Raw genomic sequence first — 25,213 nt, 5'->3', positions numbered from 1 at the left:
CCGGACCGGGTACGCGGGAGCGGCGCCGGTGCCCGTCAGGGCTCAGCCCCGCCGGCCGGGAAAGTTGACTGTGAACGGCGAGGTGCCCACCCGGATGGCGGACGCGTCGACCTGCCGAACGTAGTCCGGGTAGCAGCGGTCGGCGTGCAGGCAGAAGCGAACCCGCTGGCCCGGCAGGAGTCGGGCGTCGTACCGGCCGTCCTCGACGTTCTCGTCGACCGCGACGATGTCACCGGTGTCGGCGTTGTAGACGTAGACGGGGTAGCCGTAGCCGTACACCGGAAGGCCGTTGGCTTGGCCGGAGACGGCGGTACCGGCGCGCATCCGCTCGTTCGCCACGGTGGTACCGCCGGCGACGACCTTGATCCGGGTCGATTTGACGCTGTTCGGCGCCCCACCGGACCACTGGGTGGCGTAGACGCTGTTGGCGCCGCCGTTGCCCGGTGGGATGAACGCCAGCGACCACTCGTACGGGCCGAGCCCGCTGAAGGTGTACGAGCCGTTGCCGGGAACCTTCCACGTGGTCTCGTACCACAACGGGTCGTAGGTCGTCAGCGCGACGGTCACCGACACCGGCTGGCCGGTGACCGCGTCGGTGATCGACCCGGTGATCGACCCCGCCCGGTCCAGCAGGATGTCGGGCAGCGTGGTGACCCCGGGCCCTGGCTCGACCACAAGCGCCTTGGCCCGGTCGCCGGTGCCACCGTTTGGGCCGACCCACTGCGCGCCGTGCCCGTTGGCCGAGCCGCCGGCCCAGATGTTGTACCGGTCCGGGTGGAGGCTCCGGAACCGCACCACCCCGTTCTCGTCGGAGATCTCGTTGGCGTCATAGATGTCGGGGAACCGCTTGTCCATCGAGATGGCGATGATTCCCGTGTTGGGCACCGGCGCGCCGCTCGCCCTGTCCCGCAGCGTCACGCGCAGTTCGTTGCCGGGCGGCTGGACCGGCAGTGTCGCGTGGGTCACCCGCCCGGCGACGGCGGTCGCCTGAACCATCCCGCCCTCGTGTACGCCGTCGTTCGCGTTGCCCGTGAACCGGTAGTGGCCGGGCGGCACCTCCAGGTCGAGGTACCCGTGCGGGAAGGTTCCGGCGGGGTTGGTGCAGGTGAAGCCGAGCTCCAGCGGGTCCTGCACACAGAAGTCCCGCACCTCGGCGCCGGTGGCCGCGTCGGCCGCGACGAACCGGATCCGGCCGGCCGGAGGTAGCACGTCGTCCACGACGAGCCGGCCACGGGCCGGGACGGTGACAGCTCCCCAGGGGAACCCGAGCCGGCTCGGGTAGTAGCGGGGCCGGAACACGCCGGGCAGCTGGTTGGTGATCCGGTAGCGCCCAGCCGACACCCCGGACACCCGCCACCGGCCGGCCCGGTCGGTGGTGGTCGAGTAGGTCGGATGCTCGGCGCCGGAGTCCGGCGCGAGGGTGACCCTGACCTGGCCGGCCGGTCGGCCGGACCGTTCGGTCAGGGTGCCGCTGACGGTCGCGGCGGCGCTGCCGGCCCGGACCGGCGCGGCCGGACCCAGCACCGCGTCGACCCCGAGCAGCAACAGCGCGCTCAGCGCCGCCAACAGGAGAGTTCCGGTACATCTGGTGGGACGTGCTACTCGACTGTCCATCGTGATGGCACCTCCGGAATCGGCAAGCCCGGCTCGCTCGCGCACGTCAGGGCAGCCTAGCCACGATTCCCACCACTACAAGTCAGGTGACAAACACGGACAGTGTCGGTTTTCGAGGCAGCTGGGGGCATGGTCCACAGTGGGCCCTCCGACGTTGACTCGGAGCCAGGAACGCGCAACGCTGTGGAAGCGCTCCCATCGTCGAGCTTCTATCGAGAGGAATGCTCGTGCGTCCCACCACAGCTCTACTCCCGGTCGTGCTCGCCACGGCCCTCGGTGGTCTGGCCCTGCCGGAGCCTGCCCTGGCCGCGGCCGGCCCGGCGCTGGCCGTGGACACCACCGCCGCCCGGCACCAGATCAGCCCGTACGTCTACGGCATGAACTTCGCCGACCAGGCCCTCGCCCGCGACCTGCGGCTGCCGGTGCACCGCTACGGCGGCAACGCCACCACCCGCTACAACTTCCGTACCGACACCACCAACCGCGCGTCGGACTGGTACTTCGAGAACATCCCCAACGACAACCCGAGTCCGGAGAACCTCCCGGAGGGCTCGGAGACCGACAGGTTCGTGCAGCAGAACAAGGCCACCGGGGCCGCCACGGTCATGACGATTCCGATGCTCGGCTGGATCGCCAAGGACCGGGCGCGGGCGTGTGGCTTCAGCGTCGCCAAGTACGGTCCGCAGCAGTCCACCGACACCTGGGCACCGGACTGCGGCAACGGCATCAAGCCGGACGGGTCGCCGATCACCGGCAACGATCCGGAGGACACCAGCGTCGCCGTTGGTCCGGAGTACGTCACCGACTTCGTCAACCACCTCAAGGGGCAGTTCGGCGCCGCAGCCGACGGTGGGGTCCAGTTCTACAACCTGGACAACGAGCCGGACCTGTGGCACTCCACCCACCGCGACGTCCGCCCGGCCGGGCTGGGCTACGACGAGCTACGCGACCGCACCTACGAGTACGGCGCCGCGATCAAGGCTGCCGACCCCGGCGCGAAGACGCTCGGTCCCGTCGGGTGGGGCCTGAACTCCATCCTCTTCTCGGGCCTCGACCAGGACACCTGCTCGCGCACCGGCTGCTGGTCGAACCCGCCGGACAAGGCCGCGCACGGCGGCCAGGACCTCGGCCCGTGGTACCTGGACCGGATGCGCGAGTACGAGCAGCAGCACGGCACCCGCATCCTCGACTACTTCGACGTCCACCTCTACCCGCAGCAGGCCGGCGTGTTGGGCGAGGCGGCCGGCGACGCCAACACCCAGGCGCTGCGACTGCGCTCGACCCGCCAGCTCTGGGATCCCACCTATGTGGACGAGAGCTGGATCAACAGTCCGGTCCGGTACATCCCACGTTTGCGCGAGCTGGTCGACCAGCACTACCCGGGCACGAAGATCGCGATGACCGAGTACAACTGGGGCGGCCACGGGTCACTCAACGGCGCGCTCGCCCAGGCTGACGTGCTCGGCATCTTCGGCCGCGAGGGGCTCGACCTGGCCACCCTCTGGACCGCACCCACGGCCGACCAGCCGGTGGCAAACGCCTTCCGTGTCTTCCGCAACTACGACGGCAAGGGCGGCGCGTTCGGCGAGACCTCCGTAAAGGCGACAAGCGCCGACCAGGGCAAGCTGGCCGTGTACGCCGCCGAGCGGAGCGCCGACAAGGCGCTCACCCTGGTCGTGGTCAACAAGACCGGCGACGACCTGACCAGCTCGGTCGCCCTCACCGGCGCCTCCGCCAGCACCGCTCAGGTCTACCGTTACAGCGGGGCGGACCTCACCGGTGTCGTCCGGGAGGCCGACCAGCCAGTGACCGCCGGCGGCCTCACGACCACCTTCCCGGCCAACTCGATCACCCACCTGGTGCTGCCGCGTGGCACCACTCCCGGCGACACCCAGGCGCCGACCGCCCCGGGCAAGCCGACCGCCGGCACGATCACCGGCGACAGCGTCGCGCTGGCCTGGACGCCGTCCACCGACAACACCGCCGTCACCGGCTATGACGTGCACCGGGTCGACACCACCGGCACCGTGAAGGTGGGCAGCGCCACCGGCACCACGTACACCGTGACCGGGTTGACGCCGGACACCCCGTACACCTTCGTGGTAACCGCCCGCGACGCGGCGGGCAACGTCTCGGCGGCCTCGCCCGGCCTGACCGTGCGGACCGCGCCCACCGCTCCGACCGGCGGCTGCACGGTTGCCTACACGGCGAACAGTTGGCCGGGCGGCTTCACCGCGACCGTGACGATCAAGAACACCGGCACCACCGCGATCGACGGCTGGAAACTCGCCTTCGACTTCCCCACCACCGGCCAGAAGGTCGACCAGGGCTGGTCGGCCACCTGGAAACAGAACGGGACGGGCGTCACCGCGGACAGCATGAGTTGGAACGGCAAACTCGCACCCGGCGCGTCCACAGGCATCGGGTTCAACGGCACGTGGAGCGGCACCAATCCGGTGCCGACCGCCTTCAACCTCAACGGTCAACGCTGCGGGTGACCTGAGCGACCCCTACTCCGTGGCATACCAGCGGAGCAGGCCGGAGGGGTCCGGGGCGCAGCGACGCTCCGGGCCCCTCGCTGGCTCGACGTGATGCGAACGAGGCCAGTATCTTGGCAACCACCGCAGCTCCTACCGGCGCCTCGGCCTCATCAGGGTTGCCAGCTGCGGGTGGAGGCCATGGAGGAGTTGACCGCTTGAGGTCCGACGATCGGGTGTCGCTTCCCACCGACGAGCAGATCCGGGCACTGCACGAGCGGTTCGCGCCGACCGCAGATGCCTTCGACCTCGTCTACACCCATTGCCAGATCATCTGGGCGGTCGCGGAGCAACTCCTGGGCGAATACCCCGTCCCCCTGGACGCCGATCTGGTACGGGTGGGCAGTCTTCTGCACGACATCGGTGTCTACCGCCTGTACGACGCGGCAGGGCAGCTCGATCACGGAAAGTATGTCCGGCACGGGATACTCGGCCACACGATGCTGCGTGAGCTCGGGTTCCCTGAGGTGGTGAGCAGGTTCTGTTCTCATCACACTGGCGTCGGGCTCACCCGTGAGGACGTGCTGCAGCAGGGCCTGCCACTGCCGGCACGCGACTACACGGCCGACACCGGGGAGGAGCAGTTGGTGATGTACGCGGACAAATTCCACAGCAAGACGACACCCCCCACGTTCCTCACCGCGAACTCCTACGCCGCCAGCGTGCGGCGCTTCGGCGACGACAAAGTTGACCGATTCGCGGCAATGATCAAGAGGTTCGGCGAGCCGGACCTGCCGTCACTCTCCCGGCGCTACCAGCATCCGCTCGTCTGAGACGACGGGCGAGATCGTCGCGCCGGACGGCGGCGACCGACGTACGCGTTCGCGCGCGCCTCGATCTTCCGCGTCCTGATGACGCGTGTGTCCGAGGTCCCTACGACTCTCGCGGGCGGTTCCGGCGGTGGTGGACGATCAGCGTGACCGCGCAGAGCACCGCCACCAGCCCGAACGCCGAGCTGATCCACTGGTTGTCCGCCACGGTCGACAGCACCATGTTGGCCGCGGCGCTGACGAAGAGCACCAGCCACAGCAGCGGGCGTAGCAGGCCGCCCGGCTTCTTCGGTGCGACGACCGGGGCCTCGGTGATGCGGTACGGATCGATCACGACTACCTCCTTCGACGAAATTTCCTCGACGCCGTCAACGCTAGGCGGGCGGCCCGGCGGGGACGATCCCGCCAGCTCGACGACAGTGGTACAGCAGGCTGTACCTTCCGCGTCGGGCGCTGCCGGGCGAGGCCCGCGGTGGCCTATGTTGGCGGGGGAGGTGGGTCGATGGCGTACGTGCGAGACCGGTTTCGCGCCACGGTCGACGCCCTGGAGCACCTCGTCGGAGGGCTGGGCACCGCCACGCTGGCGCTGGGCGCGCTGCTCTGGGCGGCGATCGTGGCGGTGACCTGCCTGGCCGGGGTGGGGCTGCTGGCGACGCCCGGCGCGCTGCGGGCGGTGCGCTCGGTGGCCGACCGCGAGCGGGCCCGGCTGTCCCGCTGGGGCGAGCCGATCCCCACGCCGGGGCCGGTGCCGGCCGGGTTGCGGACGGCGACGCGGGATCCCTTCTTCCGCCGGGAGCTGGGCTGGGTCGGATTGTCCTCGCTCGTCGGCCTGCTGACCGGGCTTGTCGGCCTCCTGCTGCCCCTCTCTGCCGTCCAGTACGTCACGTTCCCGCTGTATTACCGGCTGCTCCCGGCCGACGCCGGCGCGCCGGGGATCGTCTGGTGGCGCATCGACGGATTGTCCGAGGCACTCGTGGTCGGGATGCTCGGGGTGGGCTGGCTGGCCGCCGCGATCTGGTTCAGCCCGGTCCTGGCCCGTCTCCAGGCGTGGCCGGGCCGGTTGCTGCTGCCTCCGCCGCCGGGTGTCGACCTGTCGTTGCGGGTGGCCGAGCTGACCGCCACCCGCGCCGCGGCGCTGGACGCCCACGCGGTCGAACTGCGCCGGATCGAGCGGTCGCTGCACGACGGCACCCAGAACCGGTTGGTCGCGGTCAACGTGTTGCTCGGTGCCGCGCGGCGGGCCGTGCGCCGCAATCCGGACCGCGCCGACGAGATCCTCGGGCAGGCGCAGGACGCCGCGGAACAGGCACTCGGTGAGCTGCGTACGGTGGTGCGCGGGATCCTGCCGCCCGTGCTGGACGACAGGGGTCTCGCCGGCGCGCTGGCGGGTCTGGCCGGCAGTTGCGTGGTGCCCTGCCGACTTGAGGTGGACGTGGCGGTGCGGTGCGCCGCCTCGGTCGAAGCGACCGCGTACTTCGTGGTGGCCGAGGCGCTGACAAACGTCGTCCGGCACAGCGGTGCGAGCCAGGTGGACGTGGCCGTGCGCCGCGAGCGCGGCCGGCTGCTGGTGTGCGTCGAGGACGACGGGCACGGCGACGCGGACGAGACACGCGGCTCCGGGCTCACCGGTATCCGTCGGCGGGTCGAGGCGTACGACGGCCGGATGACACTGACCAGCCCACCGGGAGGGCCGACGAGAATGGACGTGGAGTTGCCATGCGGATCGTGATCGCCGAGGACGACCCGCTGCTGCGTGAGGGGTTGGCTCTGCTGCTGCGGGCGGAGGATCTGGACGTGGTCGCCACGGCCGGCACGCCTGGCGAGTTCCTGGTCGCCGTCGACGAACACGCGCCGGACGTCGCGATCGTGGACGTACGGATGCCGCCGACCCACACCGACGAGGGCATCGTGGCCGCGGTGGAGGCCCGGCGGCGCCGCCCCGGCCTCGCGGTGCTGGTCCTGTCGGCGTACGTGGAGCAGGCGTTCGCCACCGACCTGTTCTCGGTCGGCACCGTCGGGCTCGGTTATCTGTTGAAGGAGCGGGTGGGCCGGGTCGAGGAGTTCCTCACCGCACTGCACCGAGTCGCGGACGGCGGCAGCGTGATCGACCCGGAGGTGGTGGCGCAGTTGCTCGCCCGCAACCGCCGGACGGACACGGCGCTGAGCGAGCTGTCACCGCGGGAGCGTGAGGTGCTGGGGCTGATGGCCGAAGGGCTCGGCAACAGCGCGATCGCCGAGCGGCTGTTCGTCACCGACGGCGCGGTGCACAAGCACATCCGCAGCATCTTCTCGAAGCTTCAGCTTCCACCGGACGACCAGGCCGACCGCCGGGTCACCGCGGTGCTGCGCTACCTGAACGGCGATCGGCGGTAGCGCCTGCTGTACCCGGACCTGGCAGCCCGCGGGATGGTCGCCGTTCTCGCACGTCAATAGCGTTTCTGGTGCGCGCAGTTCTTGCCGATGACACGGAGAGAGGCCACCAGAATGCCGGACTATCCGGGACAGACCATCGAACCGGCGGTACGCGTCGAACACCTCACCCGGGTGTACGACGCCGGCCGTAACCAGGTGACTGCGCTCGCGGGCATCGATGTCGGGTTCGACCGGGGCACCTTCACCGCGGTGATGGGGCCCTCGGGCTCCGGCAAGAGCACGCTGTTGCAGACCGCGGCCGGGCTCGACCGGCCCACCTCCGGTCGGGTGGTCATCGGAGGCACCGACCTGTCCGGGCTGTCCGAGACCCGCCTGACCGAGCTGCGTCGTACCCGGATCGGGTTCGTCTTTCAGGCGTTCAACCTGATCGGCGCGCTCACCGTCGAGGAGAACATCGTGCTGCCCCTGCGCCTGGCCGGCGTCCGTCCGGACCGGGCCTGGCTGACCCGGGTGGTCGAGCGGGTCGGCCTCACCGACCGGCTGCACCACCGGCCGGCCGCGCTCTCCGGCGGCCAGCAGCAACGGGTGGCGATCGCCCGGGCGCTGGCCACCCGCCCCGAGGTGATCTTCTCGGACGAGCCCACCGGCGCCCTCGACTCGCGGACCGCGGCGGAGGTGCTGACGCTGCTGCGCGCGGTCGTGGACGAACACGGGCTGACAGTGGTGATGGTGACCCACGATCCGATCGCCGCGTCGTACGCGGACCGCGTGCTCGTGTTGGCCGACGGTGCGATAGTCGCCGACCTTCCGCAGCTCGGAGCCACCGGTATCGCCGAGCACCTGGCATCGTTGGATCGGCGGGTCCTCCGATGATCGGGCTCGCCGCCCGCCTGCTGCGGCACCGCGCCGGCCCCGCCGCCGCGACCCTGCTGGCCCTGATCGCCGGCGTGCTGATCCTGGTGGCGATGGGCACCCTCGTCGAGTCCGGGCTGCGTTTCCGCACGGAGCCACGGCTCTGGGCGACGGCCGACGTGGTCGTCGCCAACCGCACGGTCAGCCACACGTTCAAGGAGTTCGGCGGCGACACCACCACGAGCACCGTCACGCTGCCCGAGGGCGGCACGGTGGACGCGGCCCTGGTGGACCGGATCCGCGAGGTGCCGGGCGTCGCTGCCGTCACCGGCGACCAAGGGGTGCTGATCGGCTCACCCGCTGCCGTGGGGCACGGCTGGGACACGTACGCCTTCACCGGTCGTCCCGTCGCCGCGGGCACCGCCCCACGGACCGACGACGACGTGCTTGTCGACACCCGTCTCGGCGTGGCACCCGGCGACCGCATCGACCTGGTCGTCGGCGGGGTCAGGCGGTCGTACCGGGTGAGCGGAACCACCGAGACCGGTTCGGCTGCGGTGTTCTTCACCGACGCGCAGGCCGCCCGGCTGTCCGCCTACCCGGGCCGGGTGGATGCGATAGGTGTGCGAATGGCGCCCGGCGCCGACCCCGGAGCGGTACGCGAGATCGCGTCGGCGGCCGGCGCCACGACGTACACCGGGAAAGACCTGGGAAACGTCGAGCAGTCGGAGAACCAGGCCGCCCAGACGTTGCTGATCGAGGCCGGATCGGCTTTCGGGGGGTACGTGGTCCTGCTGATCGTGTTCGTGGTGGCCGGCACCATCGGGCTGTCGGTCCGGCACCGTCGACGTGACCTGGCGTTACTACGTGCGGTCGCGGCCACGCCGGGGCAGGTGCGCCGCATGCTGGTCGCCGAGGCCGCGCTGCTCGCCCTGATCGGCTCCGCGGTCGGCGGCCCGGCCGGCCTGCTGGCGGCCCGCTGGGTGCACGGCGAGCTGGTCGGGCGGGGGTTCGTGCCGGCCAGCTTCCCGATGGCCGACGGCCTGTTCGCGGTGCCGGCCGCGGTCGCTACGGCGGTCCTCGTCGCGGTGCTCGCCGCGTTGGTCGCCGCACGCCGGGTCACCGGGATCAAGCCGATCGAAGCGCTCGGCGAGATCGCTGTCGAGCCTCGGCGTAGCGGCCGGGTGCGGCTGACTGCCGGCGTGCTGACGCTCGCGGCGGCCGGCACCTCCGGGGCGTTCACGCTCGGTGCCGCCGGGTCGACCGGGGCACTGGCCGGCGCGGTCGGCATGCTGTACCTGTTCGTCATCGCGGTGGCGCTGCTCGCACCGAGGATCAACGCGTACGCGGCACGCCTGCTCACACAGTTGTTGCCGCGGATGTGGCGGGTCAGCGGCTACCTGGCCGCGGCCAATCTGCGGGCCAACGCGCAGGGCATGGCGACAGTCCTGACCGCCCTCGTGTTGTCCGTGGGGTTCGGCGGCTCGGTCTGGTTCCTGCAGACCAACCTGGAACGACAGACCACCACGCAGAGCAGCGCGGGAACCCTCGCCGAGCGGGTGCTTGTCGCTCCGGGTGGGCTGCCGGCCGACGCGGCGCGGGAGATCCGCGAGTTGACCGGGGTACGGGCGGCCACCGGTGTGCACCGTACGCAGGTGCTGGTGCGCGCGCTCGGCGGAATCGAGCCGGTCAGCGCGCAGTCGGTCGACCCGACGGGCATCACGTCGACGATGGACCTCGCCGTGCGCGAGGGCAACCTGGCCGACCTGCGCGCCGGCACGGTCGCCCTGTCCGCCATGCAGGCGTCCTCGTCCGGCTGGGACGTCGGCGACCAGGCCGAACTCTGGCTGGGCGACGGCACCCCTGTCACGTTGGACGTCATCGCGATCTACGGCCGTGGCCTCGGCTTCGGCGACGTCACGCTGGCTGCCGAGACGGTCGCCGGGCACACGGCCGGGGATACCGACGACGAGATCCTGGTCAGCGCCGGCCCGGAGGCCGACACCGCGTTGGCCACGTGGTCGGCTGGGCGACCGGGCAGCCAGGTTCTCGACGCCGCCACCCGTACGCGCCTGATCGGCACCGACATGGCGATCGGCGCCTGGCTGAACCGGCTGCTGATCGGCGTGATGGTGGGGTACGCGGCGCTGGCGGCGGCCACCACGATGGTGATGGCCGCGCTGGCCCGCCGCCGCGAGTTGGCGTTGCTCCAACTGGTCGGGGTGACCCGCCGTCAGATTCGAAGGATGGTCCAGGCCGAACAGGCCGGGCTGCTCGGCACCGCCGTGCTGATCGGCGCGACGATCGCGGCGCTGACCCTGAGCGCGATCGTCAACGGACTGACCGGCAGCCCGATCCCGTACGTCCCGCCGCTCGGTTGGGCGGCGGTGCTCGGCGGCACGACGCTGCTGGCGTTGGCGACCACTGTGTGGCCGGTCCGACGGCTGCTCAGCACACCTCCGATCGACAACATCGGCGTGAAGGAGTAGACGTAGCGGCTCGCAAAGGTGACCAGCCCGAGAGGGCTGGTCACGGCGTGCGTCAGGCGGCGGTGGACTCGAGCTGGTCGAAGGCGATGCTCCACCACGATTCTGCATCGGCGAAGGCGGACGGATCGACTCGTGTCAGCTCCGCGCGGATGGCCGCGGCGCGCTCGGCGCGGGCCCTGCCGCCCGGGTCGGTCTCGATAAGCTGCCCGAGCTCGTAGAGGAACTCGACGAACGCGGCGAACGAGGCATTGACGTGCTCGAAGTTCGGCGTCGCGAGGTCCAGCAGGATCACCGAGCCGTTCTGCGAGTCAAGGATGTAGAGCATCTGGGGGTCATCGGGCGAGCTGCCGAGGACGACGTACATCCGCGGGCCCTCGTCGCCAATCTCGATCTTCAGCTTGCCGAACGGCGTCATCCCCGGCGCGGTGACGTCCGCGGTGAACAGGATCGGCACCTCGACCGGGAGAGCGGCACCGGCCGGCAGGACTCCCGGTGTGAGCACGTCGCCGAGCAGGTCGGCCGGGACCTCGATCACGCCGTCCGCGCCCCAGAGCGCGGTGAGTTGCGCCAGCGACACGCTCATTCGTCCACCTGCTCTCCCGGGGAGGTCAGGTCCTGCTCCTCAAGGAACCGCCACCAGTTGTCATCGTCAGAGCCGATTTCGGCGTAGCCCGCGCCGAACACGTAATAGGCGAGGAAAGAGTCCAGGTCCGGGGCGATCTGCTGGAAAGCCTCGCGGATGAACCACTCGTCGGTGCTGACCTGCGGGAAGTACCAGACCGCGCCGGAGTCGCGCCGCAGCAGCAACGGCTCTTCGCTGAGGCGCCCGAGGTAGAACCACTCGTCGGGCTCGGCGGCGACGCCTGTGTATTCCGGCATGATCTTCAGACCGCTCTGCATCCGGGCTGAGGAGGAGATGCCGGGCAGGTAGAACCTGCCGGCCGCGATGCTCTCGGCGACCTCCATCAGCTCGCGTACCGGCTGCGGTATCTCTGCCGGAATCTTGTCGGCCGGCGCGCCCGCGCTGATCTCTCCCCAGCCGACGGTGTTGTCCTCGTCCGCCAACAGGTCGGCGCGCAGCTCCTCGATGAGCTCCCGCAGATCGGGGTTCAATCCACTACCTCTATTCGGATCGGCGTGCCGTCCGGCAGGTTCATGATCTGCACCCGGATCTGGGTGCCGATGTCCTGGTTGGTGTCGGCGTCCATCAGCTTCAGGTTACCGACCTCGTCAGGGCCGCCAAGTTGCAGCTCCCAGACATGATCGGGGTTCTGGTCGCGCACCCGTTGCTTCATCCGCTCGGCCGCTTCACTGTCTTTGGCCTTCTGCGCGTCGCTGCCCTTGTTGTTCTTGACGTACTTGTTGTGGATCTTCCGAATGATCCGGTCTTTGAACCCGGCGGTGATGCTGGTGTCGCGCGCTACCGGATTCGCCTGCTTGAACAGCTTTCCCTGATCGCTCAGCCGTTTCAAGGCGGCCATCTTGCGGTCGAAGTCCGTGCGGTGGTGGAAGCTTTTGCGCTGGACCCGGATGGTGACCTCGGGCAGATTGTTGTTGCGCCGCACCGGGGGTGCGGAGGCCTTCTTCACCGCCGCGCCGATGAGGTTGCCCTCCCCCGGCTTGGCCGCACCACCTCGCTTACTGCCACCCGCCCCGCCCCGCCTAGCCACTGATCAGCTCCGTGATCACCTGGTCGATCAGCAGACCGATGATCTCCCGCGTGATGATCTGGAAGATCGGGATCTCAGCCAGCGACGCGCCGAAGGTGACGACCGCGGTTGCGATGGCCTGCGCCACCTCGAAGGCAAAGATGGCCAGCTGCACGATCATCGAAATCTTCAACGCGAGCACGATCCCGGCGCAGATGATCAGGCCGGTGCCGACCAGCATCGCCGCCTGCGCGTAGTCCGGCAGGGTGCCCGGCCCGCTCTCCGGTTTCGCCCACCACTGGGCGAACGCCTGCATCGCCTCGCCGTTCTGCTGGGACATCACCGCCGCGGCGGCCTCGCCGGCCTCGCCAGTGGCGTCGGCGACCGTCCCGGCGAAGTTGAGCCAGGCCTGACCCATCTCGAACAGCTTCTCCTCGTCACCCTCGGGCCAGGAGAAACCGATCCAACCGAGGGCGGTGACCAGCTCACCCGGCAGCTGAAGTCCCATCCCTCACCCCAGAATTCCGAGTATGTCGCGCATCGCGTTCGTGGCTTCCTGCTCAACGGACTCGTAGTTGTCGGCCATCGCGGTCAGATCGCCGCCCGCCGCGCCGATCTCCTCGGCAGCGACACCGATGCAGTCCAGCACCCAGGCCGAGACCCCGGTGTACACGGCCCCGATCAGCGAGCCGATGTCGTCGCCGCCCCAGGGCTCGCCGAAGCCGGCCATCTGCGCCTCGAAACTCTCCAGCTGCCCGATGAACCGATCGGCCGCGCCGATCACCTGATCACCGCCTGCCCGCAGGGCCGCGGGCTCCACCTCAAAGCCGTTCACCGGTTGGCACTCCCGCCGGACATCCGAGCCTGCGCCTCGGTCAATGTCTGCACAAACGTGCTCAGTCGCGGCACCGCCGAATCCCGGACCTGTTGCAGCTGCTCGGTGAGCTGCGTGAGGTCCGCAGCGCCCGGGGCGGAGGCGCCGCTACGCATGGAGTCGATCGCCGCATTCACCGCCTCGACGATCCGGTCACACAGCTCGGCGGAGCCCAGGTGCATCAGGCGCGGGTCCACGGTGAGCGACGAAAGCCGACCGTCGACACCGAACTCGGCACGGACCCGGCCATCCACTGCCTCGCCGATCCGCCGCTGCCGGGCGGCCTCCTCGTCTTCCGGCGTAGGGGTCACCGCCCGAAGTGCACCGACAGTGGCGTCGAGCATGCGGGCGAAGTCCCCGCTCGCGTCCCGTGGCATCGACATGGATCGTCCTCCCGATAGTGCTCGAAACACTCGCGAGCGTACGGATACGGGTCAAACGAGCAGCTGTCCTACCTCTGATCGGCACCTGCGCACCAACCAGAATCTGGACTCAACCCTTGAACAAGGTACCGGGCGGGGCCGCCGCCGATGCTCCTCCCACTGACCGTCAGGTCCTGAGGGGCTTCACGTCAAGGATCGCAACGAAGTGGGTCACCAAGTCCGGGCAAAGCACCGAAAAGTGGGTGCGCGATTGGGCAGTGTGGACGCGCGAGTGGGCCGACCACCGGGCCGTTGGTCAACAGTCAGCCCCGTGGGCTGGTGAGTGCGCGGGCGTCGGGCGTGGGTCAGGGTTGGGCCGCGCCCTCGATGGTGGAGCTTTCTTGCGGACGGAGTGCGGTCAAAAGGTTGTCGAGTTGACCCCAGGCCCGCGCGCTGGCGACGTGGTCGATGTAGTCGCGGGACTCAACGATGAGCCCATCGCGGATACGCATCACGAAGACGCACGGCACCGTGAATGCCTCACCTGTCTCGGCGACCCGCCCCTGATAGGCAAACTCGGCGACGATCACCTCCGGGTCCACGGTTTCATGAATCGTCACGTCGACCGGCTTACGGTTCAGCGTCCGGGCGACCGGAGGCGGCGCGGTGAAGTGCTCGTGCAGTTCGCTGCGGCTACGTAGCGGCGGCGGGCTGAGCGGGTGGAACGGATGCGTGACATGGGTGTGCTCGGCGTACAGGTCGGCAAGGTCTTCGTACGGCCCGTCGCAGACACCGTTCACCAGTCGGAGGAAAGTTTCGCGTGGGCTACTCATGCCGGGCTTCCTTCGACTCGGTTGGATGTCACATGGGGCACGTCGAGGACTACGTCCGGGATGGCCGTACCCCGTCGACGGCACCCTACCGACCGCGGCCCCGATTCGACTGCCGGTTCTCCTCGGCCCGGGCCACCCTGCGCAGACGGTCGCGGTGGCAACGGATCCAGCCTGCTAGGCGAACTCCTCTCCCAGGTAACGCTGCGGTACTGCGGCTGGTCGATTCAAAACCTGGACGCCGTTTGCGACACCCTGCGTTACATCGACTTCACCGGCGTCACGGGTTGGGCGCTTGTCATCCGCCAGCTCGACGAGCCGTTCAGAGCCGATCCGCAGTGGACACGGACCATGGCCGACATCATCGCCCAGGTCTCGTACGAGCACCTGCTCATGGGAAACCGGCTCCTCGCGTTGCTGCACAGCCGAGACGGGGACGTGACGCTCGGCCGGCTCGGCGGTCACGAGCACTCATCGGCCAGCCTGCGGATGCGTCCTGGCACGTCCTCGCCGATCCAGAGGGCAACGAGTTCTGCCTGCTCAAGCGCCGCCTCGATCCACTCTGATCGCCCTGGCCCACACGATCGACGCAGCCGCCCTCCCGCACGCCCCCGGACCGGGCACCTGCCTGACGGGCTCTGATCTGCCCCTGGCGAGGGTAGGGGTAACTCCCAACCCGACTGGGACGTAGCAGGATCGAGCAAGATTCAGAAACCATGGAAGCTCATTTCCATGACCACGCACAAGATCTCCCGGTTCCATCGGGCCGCCCTGGCCCTCGTCCTTCCCGTCGCCGTGATAGCGGCAGTCGCCGGGTGTGATGACTCGGCGGCGCCGACGGCCGCGCCCGCGGCCAGTTCGGCAGCCGCGGTTCCCTCGGCCTCGACAAGCGCGGCCCCCGCAGCGGGCTTGCACATGATCGCCAACAACGGGCATCAGCTTGCCTTCCACGTCACGCCCGGAAGTTCTCCCACCATCGTGCTGGACGCCGGCGGTGGCGAGGACTCCTCGTACTGGGATGCCCTGGTGCCGCAGCTGTCGCAGGCCACCGGATCGCAGATCATCACCTACGACCGGGCCGGTCTGGGCGCCAGCGAGGAGGTGAAGGGCCCATGGGACCCCAAGGCCGCCGCCTCCGACCTGCAGGCCGGTCTGCGTGAACTCGGCGTCACCCAGAACGTGGTCCTCGCGGGCCACTCGCAGGCAGGAGAGGTGGCCCACTACTTCGTCGTCGCGAACCCCGGCGTTGTCTCCGGGGCGGTGCTCATCGATGCCAACGTGCCGCAATTCTTCACCGACACCCAGACCCAACGCCTCGTCTCGCTAACCTCGCCGCAGATCGAAGAGCTCAAGAAGGCGCCGTCGACGAAGGCGAATCGCCAGCTCATTGCCACGGCCGACAACTTCGGTCCCACGCACCAGGCGTACCACAAGGTCTCCTGGCCCAACGGCGTTCCCGTCATCTATGTCGTGTCGGACAAGACACCCTTCGATGGATCTCCGCAGGACGCTCAGGCCTGGCGCGACGCGGCAGCGGCGTTCACCAAGGCGGGGCCCGACCGCACACTGGTCATCGCCGAGGGAAGCTCGCACGACGTTCCCCAGGACAAGCCCGCCCTGGTACTCAAGGAAATCGAACAGATGACCGCCACCGTCAAGTAAAGGCCATCGGGCCGACGGCTGACCCGGACCGGCGAGCCTGGTTGACCGGCGCTGCCCCGGCGTTCTCGATCAACCAGACTGCGGAGACGACCCCGCCGCCTGGGGTCACCGGTAGAGCGAGCACGGGGTGTCCTGCCGACTCGGAAATCGTTGTGGCGCAGCTGCCGATGACCTGGGCAGCGCCGTGGGCGAGCGCGACAAGCTACACGGTCCGGATCCCGATGACGGCGAGGTGATGGTCGAGATTCGGGGAGCGGGCCGGAACCGCTTACTCGATGGGTAGCGTGTGTGCGGGTTGTCGATCGATGGAGCCGTCGATCGGCTACGCGAGCCTCCGTGGACCACGGACGGACACCATGGTCGCTGGATCCCACGCGACGTGGAAGACACCGACCATGGGGAAGTGCGGATCGCCGGCCACCATGAATCACCAGCCCGGCGGTTCGGCACGATGCGCGATGATGGAGTGAAATGACCGATAACAGCGGAACCGCCCTGTCCGGCGGCTCCTCGCCTTCGCGGGAGGGCTCCGGGCCGGATCGCGTCGCTCGCAGCGGTCCGATTTCGCGCTCCGCGCTGGCCCAGCGGATGAGCCTGCTGGGCTGGTCGCTGGTGCTGCTGCCGGGCGCGGTCCTAGGTGCCGTGCTGGCCACACTCTGGATCACCTCGATATCGATCGCCGCACTGGGCGCCGGAATCCCACTGACCCTGCTCGCGACCGTACTGGTGCGCTGGTTTGCCGACCTGCATCGCCAGTGGGCCGCCGACCGGCTCGGCGAACCGGTGCCCGCCCGGCCCTATCAGCCGACGCCGGACGCCGGGTGGCCGGTGCGGCTCTGGACGATCCTGCGCGACCCGGCGACGTGGCGGGACTGGATCTGGTTGGTGGTCAACTCGATCACCATTTGGTTGAGTAGCGGACTGTCGCTGCTGTTCTTCGTCTTCGGAGTCGCATACCTGACCTATCCGCTCATCTATCAGCTGACGCCTTCTCAGGTATTCCGCACTCCGATGGGGGAGGGCTTCCGGCTGCACAGCCTCGCGCAGTCGTTCGTGCTGGTACCGCTCGGTCCGGTTTTCCTTCTGCTCTGGTACGTCACTGCGGTGCGCCTCGCGAACCTCAACGCTCGGGTGATCCGCGCTCTGCTCGGCCCCACCGAACAGGCGCGCCTGCGGGCCCGTGTCCAACAGTTGGCGACCTCGCGAGCTGAGACCGTCGACAGCCAGGCCGGTGAGCTGCGCCGAATCGAACGCGACCTGCACGACGGCGCGCAGGCCCGGCTGGTGTCGCTGGGTATGAGCCTGGGCTTGGCTGAACAGTTACTGCCCAACGATCCGCAGGCCGTCCAGCAGTTGCTGGCCGAGGCCCGCGAGTCGACCACCAGCGCCCTCGCCGAGCTGCGCGACCTGATACGAGGCATCCATCCGCCGGTACTGGCCGACCGTGGCCTGGACGGCGCACTCAAGGCCTTGGCCCTGGTCAACCCGATCCCGACCACGGTGGTGACCCGTCTACCCGGACGGCTGCCGGCCCCGATCGAGTCCGCGGCCTACTTCGCCGTCGCCGAGGCATTGTCGAACGCCATCAAGCACGCCCAGGCCCAGCAGATCCGGATCACCGTGGAGTTCGCACCCCACCGGGGCGGCGCTGCCGGGGAACTGACGATGCTGGTGTCCGACGACGGCCATGGGGGTGCTTCGATCGATTCCGGCACGGGCCTGCGTGGCATCGCCCGTCGCCTGGCGGCCTTCGACGGCACGCTGACCGTTGACAGCCCGCCGGGCGGACCTACCGAGGTGAGGATGTCGCTGCCGTGCGTATCGTGATAGCCGAGGACCTCGCCCTGCTCCGCGAGGGCCTGATCAGGATCCTGCGGGCCAATTCATTCGAGGTCGTGGAAGCCGTTGACAACGGCCCCGCGCTGATCCGGTCGCTGACGACGCACCGCCCCGACGTAGCCATCGTCGACGTGCGGTTGCCGCCGACCTTCACCGACGAGGGCCTGCGTTCCGCGATCGAGGCCCGCCGCCAGATTCCAGGGCTGCCCATCATGGTGCTATCGCAGTATGTCGAGCAGATCTACGCCAGGGAGCTGATGTCAGATCGCGCGGGCGCGGTGGGCTACCTGTTGAAAGACCGGGTTACCCACGTCGACCAATTCGTCGCCAGTGTCCGGCAGGTCGCTACCGGCAGCACCGTTATGGACCCCGACGTGGTGAGTGCGCTACTCACCCACCGCTCCACCGACCCTAAGCTCCTGGAGCTGAGCCCACGCGAGCATGAGGTCCTCGCCCTGATGGCCGAGGGTCGCTCGAACGCTGCGATCGCCGCCCGGATGTTCGTCACCGAGAAAACCGTCAGCAACCACAGCAACAACATCTTCACCAAGCTCGGTCTCAAGCCCTCCGAGGACGACAACCGCCGCATCCTGGCGGTCCTCGCCTACCTGGAAGGCTGAGTCCTTGGCCTCTGCCCCACCATGACGGCCGGATGCTTCGCCGAGCCGACACTGTCCAGTCTCGACGCCATTCATCTGGCGACCACGCAGGTTCTTGGCAACGAGTCCCGAGCGGAGTTAGTTGCCCTCGTCACTTACGACCGGCGTCTGCAGGAAAGCTGCGCTTGCGGACCTCCGGGAGGCGCTGACCGGGCTCATCACACCTGGCCGCCCAGGTGGTTGGCGCTCCCTGGGCCGAACACCGCCGCCAGGTCGAGCAGGACCGAAGAAGGCGATCATCAGCACCCACGTCGCCGAGATCCACATTGACCAGATCACGCCGCATTCGCTCGGCAATCTTGGTGTGGCGGGCCGCGGCTACACTGTCGCCCCTAAAGCCCCTGCCCGGCAACCGAAACGGAGGCGCGATGGGTAATCCGCTGTTGGACGCCGAGGATGCGCGGGAACGCCTGGAGGCGTGGCAGGCCAATGCCTCGCGCCGGGCCGCCGACACGCAGGCCGCCAGTGCCGGCTTGCGCGCGCTGCGGGTCACGGCCAGCGACACCCACGGGATCGTCGAGGTCACCGTCGACTCCACGGGGGCGATGGCCGACGTCCGGCTCTCCGCGCGGGTGCAGCGCGTGAGTCTGGAGCAGACGCAGCAGGCGATCATGGGCGCCTATCGCAACGCGCGGGTCAAGCTCGCCGAGGCCGCCGCCGAGGTCGTGCGGGAGACGGTCGGCGCCGACTCGGCGACCGGCCGGGCCCTGCTGGCCGGATTCCGGACCGCCGACACCGAGGACGAGGAGGGGCGTTACTGATGCACGGGGGATTCGAGGTCGACGTCGAGGCCCTGCGCGCGCACGCCACGGCCATGTTGGCCATTCACGACCGCTTCGCCGCCGTCAAGGCCGCGAGCGGCACCATCTTCCAGGCGGACGATGCCTACGGGCAGCTCTGCCAGTTCTTGCCGCCCATCCTGGAGGGACGCCACCGGGACCAGGACAAGGGCGTGGGCATGCTCGCCGAGAACATCGCGCTGCTCGCCGCGGGAATCAAGAAAACCGCCGACGCCTACGAGCGGACCGAGGAGTCGACCACCGACGGCTTCAACTCCTTCCACTCCGCGACCTGAGCCGGCCCGGCGGTCCTCTCATGAGCAACCCACTGGTCGCCACGACCTCCGACATCTCTTCGACCAGCCCCGCGCACCGCGACGGCTGGACCGGCCTGCCGCTTGCCGACGACTACATGGGCATAAAGGACGCCATCGACTCCGGCAGCTGGATCGACGGCTCAATCGCGGGCTTGGGCGCCGCTCTCGACGGGGCGGCCATCGCCATCGACCCGTTCAGCACGCTCCTGTCGATGGGCATCGAGTGGGCCATCGAGCAGGTCGAGCCACTGAAGCAGGCACTCGACTGGCTCGCCGGTGATCCCGAGACCATCGAGACGCACGCCATGACCTGGGACAACATGGCCAGTGAGCTGTTCTCCATCGCCGAGGACCTCAAGGCGCGGCTGGTCGGCGACCTCGACGGGTGGCAGGGCGCCGCCGCCGACGCCTACCGCGACATCCTCACCATCAACATCGACGTCGCCGGGATCTTCGCGGGCACGGCCGCCGGCATGGGTGCCGCGACCCGTGGCGCGGGAACCGTGGTGCAGATAGTGCGGGAGGTCGTGCGCGCCTTCATCGCCGACTGCATCGCCAAGGTCGTGGTGTGGCTGGCCGAGGTGGTCTTCTCTCTCGGCATCGCCACACCGCTTGTCGCCTCCCAGCTCGCGGTCGCCGTCGTCCGCTGGACCGGCCGCATCTTCGGCTGGCTGATGGGCCTGATCGCCAGCCTCTCCGCCCTTCGCGCACTCCTCGACGTCTAGGCGGCCCTCGATGCGACAACTCATGGCGGCTCTGCGGACCACCGCCGTCCTGGTGGTCATGTTCGCTGTGGCGGGTCTCCACAAGCACCCCTCAGGCCCCACCCCACCGCACGGCGGTGACGGCGATGGCCCCAAGCGTCCCAAGTTCAGCCCCGGCATGATGCCCAAGCGCGTGGGACCAGCCCAGCAGCACGGCATCAAGCGCGCCGAGGAGGGCCGCCCGAAGGACGCCGACACATCCGAGCCCGAGGTACCCAAGAGGACCAACCCCTGGGACGACCCCGACTTCGCCGACGCCAGGTACGACATGCGCCGCTTCGGTGAGATGGGCGACGGGGCGATGGACAAGATCTGGGACGGCGACGGCATGGGCAGTGGCAACCACAATCCCTCGTCCACCGAGCCCGGCAAGACGCTCTTCCCGCCCGGCACCACCAAGGCGCAGGTCGAGGGCTGGTTCAAGAGCATCGCCGCCAACCCCGACAGCCGCCCTCAGGCGCGTCCCCACGGCGATGGCTGGGTCGTCAGCGGCACCCGCGACGGCGTCACCTGCGTCGTTACCCTGGACAAGGACGGCAGCATCTCCGGCGGCTTCCCCGTCAGCGGCGAGGGCGTCACCACCAACCCGCCGGCCTAGCCACCAAACCCACGGGAGACCCATGGAAGTCATCGATTTCTACCGGCTCAGCCGCCGGATCACCGACCAGCTCGCACCCAAGATCAGCCCGAATTACCGGCCGATCGTCCTGACCGCCGGAGGCGCCGGGGCCTGGGACCTGGCGATCCCGACGCTCGTCGGCGCCCTGTCGGAGGAGGACGTTGTGATCACCACGGCGGAGAAGGACTCGCTGCGGGAGCTCATGGAGTTCCGCCGGGAACCTCTGACGTACCTGGAGCAGATCCGGACCTCGGACTGACGGCCGAAGCGTAGATCGGGCCCCTCGGACCCTGCACCGTGTCGACCAGCTGGCGTCCCAGACCTGGCCCGATCTCGGCGGGCATGTCGATCGCGACATTCACCGAACGGTAGATCTCGGGATCCGACTGCCGAAGGCGTCAAGATTTTTGAGGCGGGGGTCGATCAGGGTTCTTTGAGTGAATCTGCTGGTCGTCCTGCTCCTGAGTGGGTGAGTTGATCCATGCCGCTGCGCTTCTCCGTGACGAGGGGGATCTACACGCAGGTATCTAACAAGGCGAACAGAGACCCTCTCAACCGCCTCGGCGATTCACTCGGCCACTGACGCCGTTGCTGTACTTAACTGCTGTACGACAGCAGAAAGGCCACCTCCCGAACTCGGGAAGCGGCCTCTGACCTGTGCGAACTGAGAGTGGGCGATGCTGGTATCGAACCAGCGACCTCTTCGGTGTGAACGAAGCGCTCTCCCACTGAGCTAATCGCCCTCAGCGCCACTGACTCTACCCGATCGTGGAACCGGACCGGAAATCCGGGGTCAGTGCGTCGCGAGGTAGTGCATGGCCTCGGCCACCACGTCGATGCCGAGGCTGTACTTGAGGGACAGCCAGACCACCGTGGCCACGAAGACCAGGCCGACGGACCCGAGCACGATTCGCACCAGCAGCGACTGTTTCGTCACCCAGCGTGTCCATCCGTGGACGTGGCGGCGGGTGAAGCCGAGCAGCCGGCGCGCCCAGTGGTATTCGACGGCCCAGATGCCCAGGCCGGCGATCACCAGCAGCCAGCCCGGCCCGGGAAGCGGGATGAGGGCGATGCCGATGGTCACCACCAGAGCCCCGGCGATCGCAATGAAGATCTTGAGTGCGATCCGGCCGGTGGGGTTGGCGCGGATGAGGTCGAGGGTCAGTGAGATCCGCTCACGCCAGCGGGGGCGGCGCGGCGGGTCCTGCACGGCGGTTCCGCCACCACGACCAGCACCGGCATCGCCGCCGCGACCAGCGCCGATGTCGCTGCCATCGCCACTGGGACGACCGGCGTCGGACGCCGGCCGACCGGCCCGTTCGGGCTGCTCCATCGGCACTCCGTACCCTCGCTCTTCGGCTGTTCGGGCCGCGACCTTCGGCGGACCGGGCGCCGCAGCCGGCTCCACTGAGGAATGCTTCGTCACCATTTCACCCCCCAGTGTCGCTCGGGCCCGTCACTGCAACGGCCGACTGGACGTTACCGGAGTAAGTCGACGACTGAGCCACCCGATACCGGGCGGGATCACGCACTGGGCAGAACCGGAAATCCTACATGAATGACCACATTCAGGTGGCGTTTCCGTCCCCCTTCCCACCACTGGGTGAAGTCAGCGTATGGCGGAGCGTAGCCAGGAGTAGCACCTGAGTATGGGAAAAGCGGGACACGCGCGTTCCGCAGCGGTGCCGGGGGGAGAACGTCCATGAGTGTCATCCGACCGACGACCGTAGAGGTCGAGACGTCGCTAAGGCTCGTCGCACCTGACGCCACCGCCTTGCCGGTGCGTGCCAGTCTGCGTTACGACCCTGCTGACCCGTATGCGGTCCATGTCCTGTTCCATGCCGAATCGGCAGGGGGCGAGGCGGTGAGTTGGTCGTTCGCTCGCGAACTTCTGGTCACCGGCCTGGACGAGCCGGCCGGCATTGGGGATGTGCGGGTCTGGCCCTGGGCCACACCGCGCGGCGACTTCGTCGCGCTGGCCCTCTCGTCACCGGACGGCAACGCCCTCTTCGAGGTGCCGCGCAGCGTCCTGGTGCGTTTCCTTCGACGGACCTACGTCGTCGTCCCGCGCGGCCGTGAGGCCGAGCACCTGGACGTCGACACGGCGGTGAACCGGCTGCTCGCCGGTCGCTGACCGCCCGAACGGGCAACACCGGCCACACCGGGGCCGCGCGGATCTGCCGAGTCCGCGCGGCCCCGGCACACACCCCAGGGTGTACGCGGACAGCCTGCCCCGGGTCGGCAGGTGCTCAGCCGTGCGTGGTGATGCCGCCGTCGACGGGAATGACCGCGCCGGTGAGGTACGCGCCGGCGCGCGAGGAGAGGTAGATGGCCGTGCCGGCCATGTCCTCGGGGCGTCCGATGCGGCCCAGCGGGACCTGCTGCTCGATGGCGGCCCGGCTGGTCGGGTCGTCGAGCGCGAACGCCATCATCTTGCTCTCGAACGGGCCGGGCGCGATCGCGTTGACGGTGATCTGCTCACCGGCGAGTTGGTGGGCGAGGCCGCGGGTGAGCATGTGCACGGCGGCCTTGGTGGCCGAGTACGCGTACACCTCCATGAGCGGCACCCGGATGCCGTCGATCGACCCGATGTTGATCACGCGGGCCGGGTCGTCGGCGCTGGCGGCGGCGCGCAGCGCCGGCAGCAGCGCGGTGGTGAGCCGGAAGACGGCCTTGACGTTGACCGCCCAGAGCTTGTCGAACGCGGCCTCGGGGTAGTCCTCCAGGGGCGCGCCCCAGGTCGCTCCGGCGTTGTTGACCAGCACGTCGAGGCGGTCGAAGCGCTCGCGCACGGCGGCGGCCAGCGCCTCGGCGCCGGCGTCGTCGCTGAGGTCGGCGGGGATGGCCTCGCAGCGGCCCTCGGCGGACAGGGTGGTGGCGACCGCCTCGCAGACATCCGCCTTGCGGGACGAGATGATCACGTGTGCGCCGGCCCGGACGAAGCCCTGGGCGATCATCAGCCCGATCCCCCGCGATCCGCCGGTGACCAGGACCGTCTTACCTTCGACCGAGAACAGCTGCGTCATGCCCATCCCATCGCGAGTCGGCGGGGGCCGCCGGTCGGTCAAGTGGCCGGCGGATGCCGGGGTGGACCGCGGACCGACGGCGCTACCGTCGGGTAACGTAGCCCGGCCGCCGGGATCGCGACAAGCCCGTGACGCACCGCGGATTCCGCCAGGAGCGTCGATCGGGATGCGGTGACCTGCGGTTCGGGCTACCGTCGCAGGCGATGGTCTCCACCGATCCCTCCCCCGCGCCATCGATCGGAACGGCGTCTTCCGTAACCGACGAGATAGCCACGTTCGCGCTGGCCGATCTTGCCGGTGACCCGGGTTGGCGTCGGCCGGTGATCGTCGAGCGGGAGCTGTTGATTCTCACCACGCGTGGGCACGGCGACGCGGAACTCGACTTTCATCTGCTGCCGTGTCGGCCCGGCACGCTGCTGCGGGTCGGCCCCGGCCAGGTGCTGCGCTGCGCCGGCCCCCAGTTCGACGCCACAGTGGTCGCCTGGGATCCCGAGGCGCTGCGCGGCTTCGACGTCGACCTGACCACGACCGCGACCTGGCGGCAGTTGGCCGGTGAGGACGAGGACGCGGTGATCAGTGAGGTGAGCCAGTTGGCGGTGGACTGTCGGCGGCACCCCGACGGCCCCGCCGCCCGCGCGCTGCTCCGGCATCAGCTGGCCGTGCTGCTGCTGCGGCTGGCCGTCGCCCACGCCGATCGGTCGCCGGCCCGGCCCGAGGACGAGACGTTCCACAGGTTCCGCCGCGAGGTGGAGCACGGCTATCCGCACACCCGGCGGGTGGAGGACTACGCGGCCGAGCTCGGCTGCTCGGTGCGGACCCTGACCCGGGCCTGCCTGGCCGTCACCGGTCGCAGCGCCAAGCAGGTCATCGACGAGCGGGTCGCGTTGCAGGCCGGCCGGCTGCTCGCCGCGACGGATCAGCCGATCGCCCAGATCGGCCGGCGGCTCGGGTTCTCCGAACCCACGAACTTCGGCCGCTTCTTCACCCGCGAGGTCGGGGTCAGCCCCGGCGCGTTCCGGGCCGCACGAGACCAACCGGCGGCCGGCCGGGTGGTCCGACCTCGGCCGCCAGCCGAGTCGACGGGCGCCAACGGCGGCCGGTTGCGACCCGGCGTCCCCGGCGAATCCGCAAACGGCGGGCACGCCACGAAACCCGGGCCGCCCGCCGCAGGGCCAGGCGGCACCCGCCGGGCATGATG

28 protein-coding genes, 1 tRNA gene and 1 pseudogene are annotated in these 25,213 nt (G+C 69.4%); 17 read left to right on the top strand and 13 right to left on the bottom strand.

Annotated elements, in window-relative coordinates; translation table 11 throughout:
* Window positions 1-42: 42 nt before the first annotated feature.
* Window positions 43-1,566: a carboxypeptidase regulatory-like domain-containing protein gene (locus ACLQ3B_RS32035; RefSeq protein ID WP_425784387.1), complete on the bottom strand. Its 1,524-nt coding sequence runs from the start codon at window positions 1,564-1,566 to the stop codon at window positions 43-45.
* Between the two features lie 275 nt (window positions 1,567-1,841).
* On the opposite strand from ACLQ3B_RS32035, the gene ACLQ3B_RS32030 reads away from it, so the two are divergent.
* Both ACLQ3B_RS32030 and ACLQ3B_RS32025 read left to right on the top strand, forming a co-directional pair.
* The gene (locus ACLQ3B_RS32030; RefSeq protein WP_425784386.1) at window positions 1,842-4,112 is read left to right on the top strand and encodes a glycoside hydrolase family 44 protein; all 2,271 of its coding nucleotides are present in this window, start codon (window positions 1,842-1,844) and stop codon (window positions 4,110-4,112) included.
* A 197-nt stretch (window positions 4,113-4,309) separates the two neighbouring features.
* Window positions 4,310-4,924, top strand: coding sequence for an HD domain-containing protein (locus tag ACLQ3B_RS32025; protein WP_425784385.1), 615 nt, complete (start codon window positions 4,310-4,312; stop codon window positions 4,922-4,924).
* 100 nt (window positions 4,925-5,024) lie between these two features.
* Here ACLQ3B_RS32025 and ACLQ3B_RS32020 read toward each other — a convergent pair whose 3' ends face one another.
* Complete coding sequence (locus ACLQ3B_RS32020; protein ID WP_425784384.1) at window positions 5,025-5,255, bottom strand: hypothetical protein; 231 nt, start codon at window positions 5,253-5,255, stop codon at window positions 5,025-5,027.
* Between the two features lie 168 nt (window positions 5,256-5,423).
* Between ACLQ3B_RS32020 and ACLQ3B_RS32015 the strand changes: the two genes are divergently transcribed.
* The 4 genes from ACLQ3B_RS32015 (at window position 5,424) to ACLQ3B_RS32000 (ending at window position 10,635) form a co-directional block, all read left to right on the top strand.
* Window positions 5,424-6,650 (top strand): sensor histidine kinase, encoded by a 1,227-nt coding sequence (locus ACLQ3B_RS32015; protein WP_425784383.1) that lies wholly within the window; start codon window positions 5,424-5,426, stop codon window positions 6,648-6,650.
* A complete protein-coding gene (locus ACLQ3B_RS32010) occupies window positions 6,638-7,294 on the top strand; it encodes a response regulator (RefSeq protein ID WP_425784382.1) in 657 nt (218 codons plus the stop codon). The genes ACLQ3B_RS32015 and ACLQ3B_RS32010 overlap by 13 nt, the downstream gene beginning before the upstream one ends.
* Before the next feature lie 111 nt (window positions 7,295-7,405).
* Window positions 7,406-8,167 carry an ABC transporter ATP-binding protein gene (locus tag ACLQ3B_RS32005; RefSeq protein ID WP_425784381.1) on the top strand — a complete coding sequence of 254 codons (762 nt, stop codon included), beginning with the start codon at window positions 7,406-7,408 and terminating at the stop codon, window positions 8,165-8,167.
* Window positions 8,164-10,635 (top strand): ABC transporter permease, encoded by a 2,472-nt coding sequence (locus ACLQ3B_RS32000; RefSeq protein WP_425784380.1) that lies wholly within the window; start codon window positions 8,164-8,166, stop codon window positions 10,633-10,635. The genes ACLQ3B_RS32005 and ACLQ3B_RS32000 overlap by 4 nt, the downstream gene beginning before the upstream one ends.
* Before the next feature lie 52 nt (window positions 10,636-10,687).
* On the opposite strand, the gene ACLQ3B_RS31995 is transcribed toward ACLQ3B_RS32000, so the two are convergent.
* The 8 genes from ACLQ3B_RS31995 to ACLQ3B_RS31960 form a co-directional block, all read right to left on the bottom strand.
* Window positions 10,688-11,218, bottom strand: coding sequence for an SUKH-4 family immunity protein (locus ACLQ3B_RS31995; RefSeq protein ID WP_425784379.1), 531 nt, complete (start codon window positions 11,216-11,218; stop codon window positions 10,688-10,690).
* Entirely contained in the window at window positions 11,215-11,748 is a 534-nt protein-coding gene (locus ACLQ3B_RS31990) for an SUKH-4 family immunity protein (protein WP_425784378.1), read from the bottom strand. Before ACLQ3B_RS31990 ends, ACLQ3B_RS31995 begins: the two co-directional genes overlap by 4 nt.
* Window positions 11,745-12,305, bottom strand: coding sequence for an endonuclease (locus tag ACLQ3B_RS31985; RefSeq protein ID WP_425784377.1), 561 nt, complete (start codon window positions 12,303-12,305; stop codon window positions 11,745-11,747). Before ACLQ3B_RS31985 ends, ACLQ3B_RS31990 begins: the two co-directional genes overlap by 4 nt.
* Entirely contained in the window at window positions 12,298-12,792 is a 495-nt protein-coding gene (locus tag ACLQ3B_RS31980; RefSeq protein ID WP_425784376.1) for a hypothetical protein, read from the bottom strand. The genes ACLQ3B_RS31985 and ACLQ3B_RS31980 overlap by 8 nt, the downstream gene beginning before the upstream one ends.
* 3 nt (window positions 12,793-12,795) lie before the next feature.
* On the bottom strand, window positions 12,796-13,119 hold the full coding sequence (locus tag ACLQ3B_RS31975) for a WXG100 family type VII secretion target (RefSeq protein ID WP_425784375.1): 324 nt from the start codon (window positions 13,117-13,119) through the stop codon (window positions 12,796-12,798).
* The gene (locus ACLQ3B_RS31970) at window positions 13,116-13,541 is read right to left on the bottom strand and encodes a YbaB/EbfC family nucleoid-associated protein (RefSeq protein ID WP_425784374.1); all 426 of its coding nucleotides are present in this window, start codon (window positions 13,539-13,541) and stop codon (window positions 13,116-13,118) included. The genes ACLQ3B_RS31975 and ACLQ3B_RS31970 overlap by 4 nt, the downstream gene beginning before the upstream one ends.
* Window positions 13,542-13,885: 344 nt before the next feature.
* Window positions 13,886-14,320, bottom strand: coding sequence for a nuclear transport factor 2 family protein (locus ACLQ3B_RS31965; RefSeq protein WP_425784373.1), 435 nt, complete (start codon window positions 14,318-14,320; stop codon window positions 13,886-13,888).
* A gap of 207 nt (window positions 14,321-14,527) precedes the next feature.
* A complete protein-coding gene (locus tag ACLQ3B_RS31960; protein ID WP_425784456.1) occupies window positions 14,528-14,815 on the bottom strand; it encodes a hypothetical protein in 288 nt (95 codons plus the stop codon).
* Window positions 14,816-14,823: 8 nt separating this feature from the next.
* On the opposite strand from ACLQ3B_RS31960, the pseudogene ACLQ3B_RS31955 reads away from it, so the two are divergent.
* The 9 genes and pseudogenes from ACLQ3B_RS31955 to ACLQ3B_RS31915 all read left to right on the top strand — a co-directional run.
* Window positions 14,824-14,916: pseudogene (locus ACLQ3B_RS31955) on the top strand (VOC family protein); the annotation flags it as partial.
* A gap of 166 nt (window positions 14,917-15,082) precedes the next feature.
* A complete protein-coding gene (locus ACLQ3B_RS31950) occupies window positions 15,083-16,012 on the top strand; it encodes an alpha/beta fold hydrolase (protein ID WP_425784372.1) in 930 nt (309 codons plus the stop codon).
* Between the two features lie 588 nt (window positions 16,013-16,600).
* On the top strand, window positions 16,601-17,839 hold the full coding sequence (locus tag ACLQ3B_RS31945; RefSeq protein WP_425784371.1) for a sensor histidine kinase: 1,239 nt from the start codon (window positions 16,601-16,603) through the stop codon (window positions 17,837-17,839).
* On the top strand, window positions 17,827-18,471 hold the full coding sequence (locus ACLQ3B_RS31940) for a LuxR C-terminal-related transcriptional regulator (protein WP_425784370.1): 645 nt from the start codon (window positions 17,827-17,829) through the stop codon (window positions 18,469-18,471). The genes ACLQ3B_RS31945 and ACLQ3B_RS31940 overlap by 13 nt, the downstream gene beginning before the upstream one ends.
* A gap of 407 nt (window positions 18,472-18,878) precedes the next feature.
* The gene (locus tag ACLQ3B_RS31935; RefSeq protein ID WP_425784369.1) at window positions 18,879-19,271 is read left to right on the top strand and encodes a YbaB/EbfC family nucleoid-associated protein; all 393 of its coding nucleotides are present in this window, start codon (window positions 18,879-18,881) and stop codon (window positions 19,269-19,271) included.
* Window positions 19,271-19,585, top strand: coding sequence for a type VII secretion target (locus ACLQ3B_RS31930; protein WP_110562964.1), 315 nt, complete (start codon window positions 19,271-19,273; stop codon window positions 19,583-19,585). The genes ACLQ3B_RS31935 and ACLQ3B_RS31930 overlap by 1 nt, the downstream gene beginning before the upstream one ends.
* Before the next feature lie 20 nt (window positions 19,586-19,605).
* Window positions 19,606-20,331 (top strand): WXG100 family type VII secretion target, encoded by a 726-nt coding sequence (locus ACLQ3B_RS31925; protein ID WP_425784368.1) that lies wholly within the window; start codon window positions 19,606-19,608, stop codon window positions 20,329-20,331.
* Window positions 20,332-20,341: 10 nt separating this feature from the next.
* Window positions 20,342-20,968, top strand: a complete 627-nt coding sequence (locus ACLQ3B_RS31920) for an EndoU domain-containing protein (protein WP_425784367.1) — start codon at window positions 20,342-20,344, stop codon at window positions 20,966-20,968.
* Between the two features lie 22 nt (window positions 20,969-20,990).
* Window positions 20,991-21,248: a hypothetical protein gene (locus ACLQ3B_RS31915; protein WP_425784366.1), complete on the top strand. Its 258-nt coding sequence runs from the start codon at window positions 20,991-20,993 to the stop codon at window positions 21,246-21,248.
* Window positions 21,249-21,660: 412 nt separating this feature from the next.
* Here ACLQ3B_RS31915 and ACLQ3B_RS31910 read toward each other — a convergent pair.
* Together ACLQ3B_RS31910 and ACLQ3B_RS31905 are read right to left on the bottom strand one after the other, a co-directional pair.
* A tRNA-Val gene (locus tag ACLQ3B_RS31910) sits at window positions 21,661-21,732 on the bottom strand.
* Window positions 21,733-21,782: 50 nt separating this feature from the next.
* Window positions 21,783-22,397: a PGPGW domain-containing protein gene (locus ACLQ3B_RS31905; protein WP_425784452.1), complete on the bottom strand. Its 615-nt coding sequence runs from the start codon at window positions 22,395-22,397 to the stop codon at window positions 21,783-21,785.
* A gap of 294 nt (window positions 22,398-22,691) precedes the next feature.
* Between ACLQ3B_RS31905 and ACLQ3B_RS31900 the strand changes: the two genes are divergently transcribed.
* Window positions 22,692-23,123, top strand: coding sequence for an SsgA family sporulation/cell division regulator (locus tag ACLQ3B_RS31900; RefSeq protein WP_007457244.1), 432 nt, complete (start codon window positions 22,692-22,694; stop codon window positions 23,121-23,123).
* 115 nt (window positions 23,124-23,238) lie between these two features.
* Here ACLQ3B_RS31900 and ACLQ3B_RS31895 read toward each other — a convergent pair whose 3' ends face one another.
* On the bottom strand, window positions 23,239-24,015 hold the full coding sequence (locus tag ACLQ3B_RS31895) for a glucose 1-dehydrogenase (RefSeq protein ID WP_425784365.1): 777 nt from the start codon (window positions 24,013-24,015) through the stop codon (window positions 23,239-23,241).
* 203 nt (window positions 24,016-24,218) lie between these two features.
* On the opposite strand from ACLQ3B_RS31895, the gene ACLQ3B_RS31890 reads away from it, so the two are divergent.
* The gene (locus ACLQ3B_RS31890; RefSeq protein ID WP_425784364.1) at window positions 24,219-25,211 is read left to right on the top strand and encodes a helix-turn-helix transcriptional regulator; all 993 of its coding nucleotides are present in this window, start codon (window positions 24,219-24,221) and stop codon (window positions 25,209-25,211) included.
* The last annotated feature ends 2 nt before the right edge of the window (window positions 25,212-25,213 follow it).

Source organism: Micromonospora sp. DT53 (assembly GCF_049841535.1).
Classification (GTDB): domain Bacteria; phylum Actinomycetota; class Actinomycetes; order Mycobacteriales; family Micromonosporaceae; genus Micromonospora.
The sequence above is the reverse complement of the archived record's forward strand: the minus strand, read 5'-3'. Positions and strand labels throughout refer to the sequence as shown.

Coding starts and splice junctions, on each gene's coding strand:
- ACLQ3B_RS32015 (WP_425784383.1), top strand. CDS start 5,424: ATGGCGTACGTGCGAGACCGGTTTCGCGCCACGGTCGACGCCCTGGAG.
- ACLQ3B_RS32005 (WP_425784381.1), top strand. CDS start 7,406: ATGCCGGACTATCCGGGACAGACCATCGAACCGGCGGTACGCGTCGAA.
- ACLQ3B_RS31970 (WP_425784374.1), bottom strand. CDS start 13,541: ATGTCGATGCCACGGGACGCGAGCGGGGACTTCGCCCGCATGCTCGAC.
- ACLQ3B_RS31890 (WP_425784364.1), top strand. CDS start 24,219: ATGGTCTCCACCGATCCCTCCCCCGCGCCATCGATCGGAACGGCGTCT.
- ACLQ3B_RS31895 (WP_425784365.1), bottom strand. CDS start 24,015: ATGACGCAGCTGTTCTCGGTCGAAGGTAAGACGGTCCTGGTCACCGGC.
- ACLQ3B_RS31915 (WP_425784366.1), top strand. CDS start 20,991: ATGGAAGTCATCGATTTCTACCGGCTCAGCCGCCGGATCACCGACCAG.
- ACLQ3B_RS32010 (WP_425784382.1), top strand. CDS start 6,638: ATGCGGATCGTGATCGCCGAGGACGACCCGCTGCTGCGTGAGGGGTTG.
- ACLQ3B_RS31995 (WP_425784379.1), bottom strand. CDS start 11,218: ATGAGCGTGTCGCTGGCGCAACTCACCGCGCTCTGGGGCGCGGACGGC.
- ACLQ3B_RS32000 (WP_425784380.1), top strand. CDS start 8,164: ATGATCGGGCTCGCCGCCCGCCTGCTGCGGCACCGCGCCGGCCCCGCC.
- ACLQ3B_RS31980 (WP_425784376.1), bottom strand. CDS start 12,792: ATGGGACTTCAGCTGCCGGGTGAGCTGGTCACCGCCCTCGGTTGGATC.
- ACLQ3B_RS31945 (WP_425784371.1), top strand. CDS start 16,601: ATGAGCCTGCTGGGCTGGTCGCTGGTGCTGCTGCCGGGCGCGGTCCTA.
- ACLQ3B_RS31950 (WP_425784372.1), top strand. CDS start 15,083: ATGACCACGCACAAGATCTCCCGGTTCCATCGGGCCGCCCTGGCCCTC.
- ACLQ3B_RS31920 (WP_425784367.1), top strand. CDS start 20,342: ATGCGACAACTCATGGCGGCTCTGCGGACCACCGCCGTCCTGGTGGTC.
- ACLQ3B_RS31935 (WP_425784369.1), top strand. CDS start 18,879: ATGGGTAATCCGCTGTTGGACGCCGAGGATGCGCGGGAACGCCTGGAG.
- ACLQ3B_RS31925 (WP_425784368.1), top strand. CDS start 19,606: ATGAGCAACCCACTGGTCGCCACGACCTCCGACATCTCTTCGACCAGC.
- ACLQ3B_RS31900 (WP_007457244.1), top strand. CDS start 22,692: ATGAGTGTCATCCGACCGACGACCGTAGAGGTCGAGACGTCGCTAAGG.
- ACLQ3B_RS31930 (WP_110562964.1), top strand. CDS start 19,271: ATGCACGGGGGATTCGAGGTCGACGTCGAGGCCCTGCGCGCGCACGCC.